Annotated in this window: 3 protein-coding genes; 1 reads left to right on the top strand and 2 read right to left on the bottom strand. The window is 59.5% G+C overall.

The features are described from left to right. Positions 1–184: 184 nt before the first annotated feature. Positions 185–991, bottom strand: a complete 807-nt coding sequence (locus VEB01_RS11560) for a DODA-type extradiol aromatic ring-opening family dioxygenase (RefSeq protein ID WP_324875579.1) — start codon at positions 989–991, stop codon at positions 185–187. Between the two features lie 14 nt (positions 992–1,005). After that, entirely contained in the window at positions 1,006–1,470 is a 465-nt protein-coding gene (locus VEB01_RS11555; RefSeq protein ID WP_324875577.1) for a ferritin-like domain-containing protein, read from the bottom strand. Between the two features lie 245 nt (positions 1,471–1,715). On the opposite strand from VEB01_RS11555, the gene VEB01_RS11550 reads away from it, so the two are divergent. After that, positions 1,716–2,873, top strand: a complete 1,158-nt coding sequence (locus tag VEB01_RS11550) for a PrnB family protein (RefSeq protein ID WP_324875576.1) — start codon at positions 1,716–1,718, stop codon at positions 2,871–2,873. Positions 2,874–3,045: the final 172 nt, after the last annotated feature.

Raw genomic sequence — 3,045 nt, 5'->3', positions numbered from 1 at the left:
TGCGTCAACGTATAGTTGATCTGGGTCACCAGCAAGTATTGGCAGTAATCCAGACGTGTGATGGGCTTCTTTTCCATCCCGCTCTGACGCGCTCCGCTCCAACAAGTGCCCTCCCAATCCCAGTTTTTGCGTAAGTCCTAGATCTTTTTCTTTCGCTCGAGCCATTCCGTTCATCGGAACCCGGCTACGCGGCCGCCTCACCGAACCGGAAGCTCGACGCGGTGACCCCGCCGAACAGCTCCTCTTCGTGATAAACGACAGTCGCCCGCTCGTCTTCGGCCGCACCGACGGCGACCATCAGCGGAATCAAATGGTCCTCCCGCGGATGAGCCTGCCGCGCGGCCGGGGCTTGGCTCCAGTCGAGCAGCCGCTTCGCGCGCTCTGCCGGATCGGCGTGGAGCAGCGTATCTTGCAGCCATGCGTCGAAGGTCTTCGAGGCGGTCTTCGCGCCAGGCCCCCATTGCCGCAGATTGTGGTAACTCAGGCCGCTGCCGACGATCAGCACGCCTTCCTCGCGCAACGGAGCCAGCGCCCGGCCGACTGCCAGGTGTTCGGCCGGATCGTAGCCTCCTTTCAGCGACAGTTGCACCACCGGCACCTTGGCGTCCGGGTACATGATGACGAGCGGCACGAACGCGCCATGATCGAGGCCCCGCTCGGGATCGAGCCGTGCCGGCATGCCGGCGGCCCGGATCAGCTCCTGCACTCTGCGCGCGAGTTCCGGCGAGCCGGGCGCGCTGTATTCGACGTGGTAGGTATGCTTCGGAAAGCCCAAGTAGTCGTAGATCATCGGCGGGTTGGGACTCGACATCACGGTGAAGTCCCGTTCCACCCAGTGCCCCGAGATGACGAGCACGGCCTTGGGCGTGACGCCGATCTGGCGCGGCATGTCCTTCAGCGACGCTTCGAGCGCGGAAAGGACCTTGCGGAAGTCTTCCATATAGGGCCAAGGGCCCCCGCCGTGGGAAATGAAATAGGTGGGCAGCTTCATGAGAAAAATGCAGGTCAAATGGGGCGTGACGATGCAGCCGCCAACTCCCCCGGCTTTCGGAGCATCTTGTCGACCTCTCCGGCATGGCGTTCTTCGTCGGCAACCATCCGCCGCGCAAACTCTTCGAGCATAACCGAGCGGCCCTGCACCAGGCCCAGCAACTCCCTGTACAGCTTCAACGCGGCGCCTTCCGCGTCCAGCGACTCGCGCAAGATGGCGCCGATATCGTGCTTATGGCTGTCCAGCAGGGGGCCGATGCCGAGTGACGGGTATGCGCCCAGGTGGGTGATCATTTCTCCCACCGCTTGCGCGTGCACGAGCGATTCGGCGGCCTGTTCGCGCAGCCATGACACGATGGGTATGCGGCCGTAGCCGAACACCAGGAACGAGTAATGCGTGTAACGCACCACGCCAGCCAGTTCCATTTCGAGGAGTCGATTCAATACCGATACTACCTTGTCTTTGTCCAACACAGCCATTTGAGCTACCTCTCTCGCTTGCGTCCCAGGATTCACGTTATCGGTCAGGACTTACGTATTTGAAAACTCTCTTGGGCCAGGAAACTCTTGATTAGACAGAGCCGGCACCGGAAGGTTGGCGGCTTTCAGGAGATCGACATAGGCCCGCATCTATCGCGCTTTCCTGAAACTTCTTCATAGAGAACGAAGTCTGGGCGATTCGGGTCTAAGCGATAGCGAGAATCGCTTTTTCACCGGCAATACCCATGATCAGCGACACCCACGGGCAGTACTTCTGGTTCCGCTCCGAAGCTTCGCAGGCCGGAGACGGCGAATTGTCGAAATCCCATTACGCCGAGCGCGGCTTTCTTCCCGAACACGATCCCCTCACCGCGTTTCCGCAGGATTCGCCTTATGCCGTACTCGACGAGATCGGCCGCGATCTGCCGAGCCTATTGCAAGACCAGGGTTTCCGGAACTATGCGCGGGAACTAGCGATTCCTGCCTGGAAGGAGCCGGTCACCGCCGAAACCTTGCCCCGGCTTCGCCTTTATTACGTGCGGGTCGGCTTTCTCGCCTCAGCTTATGTCAACCAAGTCGGGATGGAGCCGGCCCGCATACTGCCGCGCAATATCGCCGTACCGCTGGCGAGAGCCTGCGTGCTGTTGCGGCGTCCCCCCATCTTGAGCTACGACGGCTACGCCTTGTACAACTGGAAACGCTTCGGGAAAGACCGGCCGATCCGCTTGGGGAACATCGATACGATCCAGAATTTCGTCCATATGTACGACGAACACTGGTTCATTCTGGTTCACGTGGAAATCGAGGCTATCGCCGCGGACATTCTGGCGGCGATAGCCTCGGTCAAACGGAAATTCGCTCTCGATCCGGATGCCGACATCGGCTCTGAGCTATGGCGGATCGAAGATGCCGTGCGGCGCCAAGTCGAAGTGCTTAAGCGGATTCCCGAGAAGATGGACGCGCGCCTCTATTACAAGACGTTCAGGCCCTACATCCGGTTTTTCGACACCGTGACGTATGAAGGCGTCGACCGGGAGCCGATCCGGTTCCGCGGCGAGACCGGCGCCCAGAGCAGCATCATGCCGACCCTGGTCGCGTTTCTGAAGATTCCGCATCAGCGCTCGGCTTTGACCGATCACCTGGCCGACATGCGCAACTACATGCCGGTCGAACATCGCCGGCTCATCGAGGAAGTCGAGGCCATGCCGAGCGTCCGCCACCTCCGGTACAAGGAACCCTTCAACGCCATCCTGGAGGGTATTGCCTCTTTCCGGAGGGTTCATTACGGCTGGGCGCAGGAATACATCAATCGCCGGACCGATGATCCGAGAGGAACCGGCGGCACCCCGTATATGGAATGGCTCCAGCAAATGCTTACAGAGACCGAAGCTTATCGACTTTGAGGTCGCGTTGGCAGTAAACCGAAACCCTAATTCGTCGGTCTTGAAGAATTCGATTTTTCTTTGAAATTGTAAGCTGGTTAGGTTGAGCTTTCTCCCATAACCGGGCCGATCAATGGTAGTGATATCCTTATGGATTCTCTGAGCGCGGACATCAGCCAGGCATAAAAAGCCC

The sequence above is a fragment of the Methylocaldum sp. genome, assembly GCF_035627495.1.
GTDB lineage: Bacteria > Pseudomonadota > Gammaproteobacteria > Methylococcales > Methylococcaceae > Methylocaldum.
The sequence above is the reverse complement of the archived record's forward strand: the minus strand, read 5'-3'. Positions and strand labels throughout refer to the sequence as shown.

Coding starts and splice junctions, on each gene's coding strand:
- VEB01_RS11550 (WP_324875576.1), top strand. CDS start 1,716: ATGATCAGCGACACCCACGGGCAGTACTTCTGGTTCCGCTCCGAAGCT.
- VEB01_RS11560 (WP_324875579.1), bottom strand. CDS start 991: ATGAAGCTGCCCACCTATTTCATTTCCCACGGCGGGGGCCCTTGGCCC.
- VEB01_RS11555 (WP_324875577.1), bottom strand. CDS start 1,470: ATGGCTGTGTTGGACAAAGACAAGGTAGTATCGGTATTGAATCGACTC.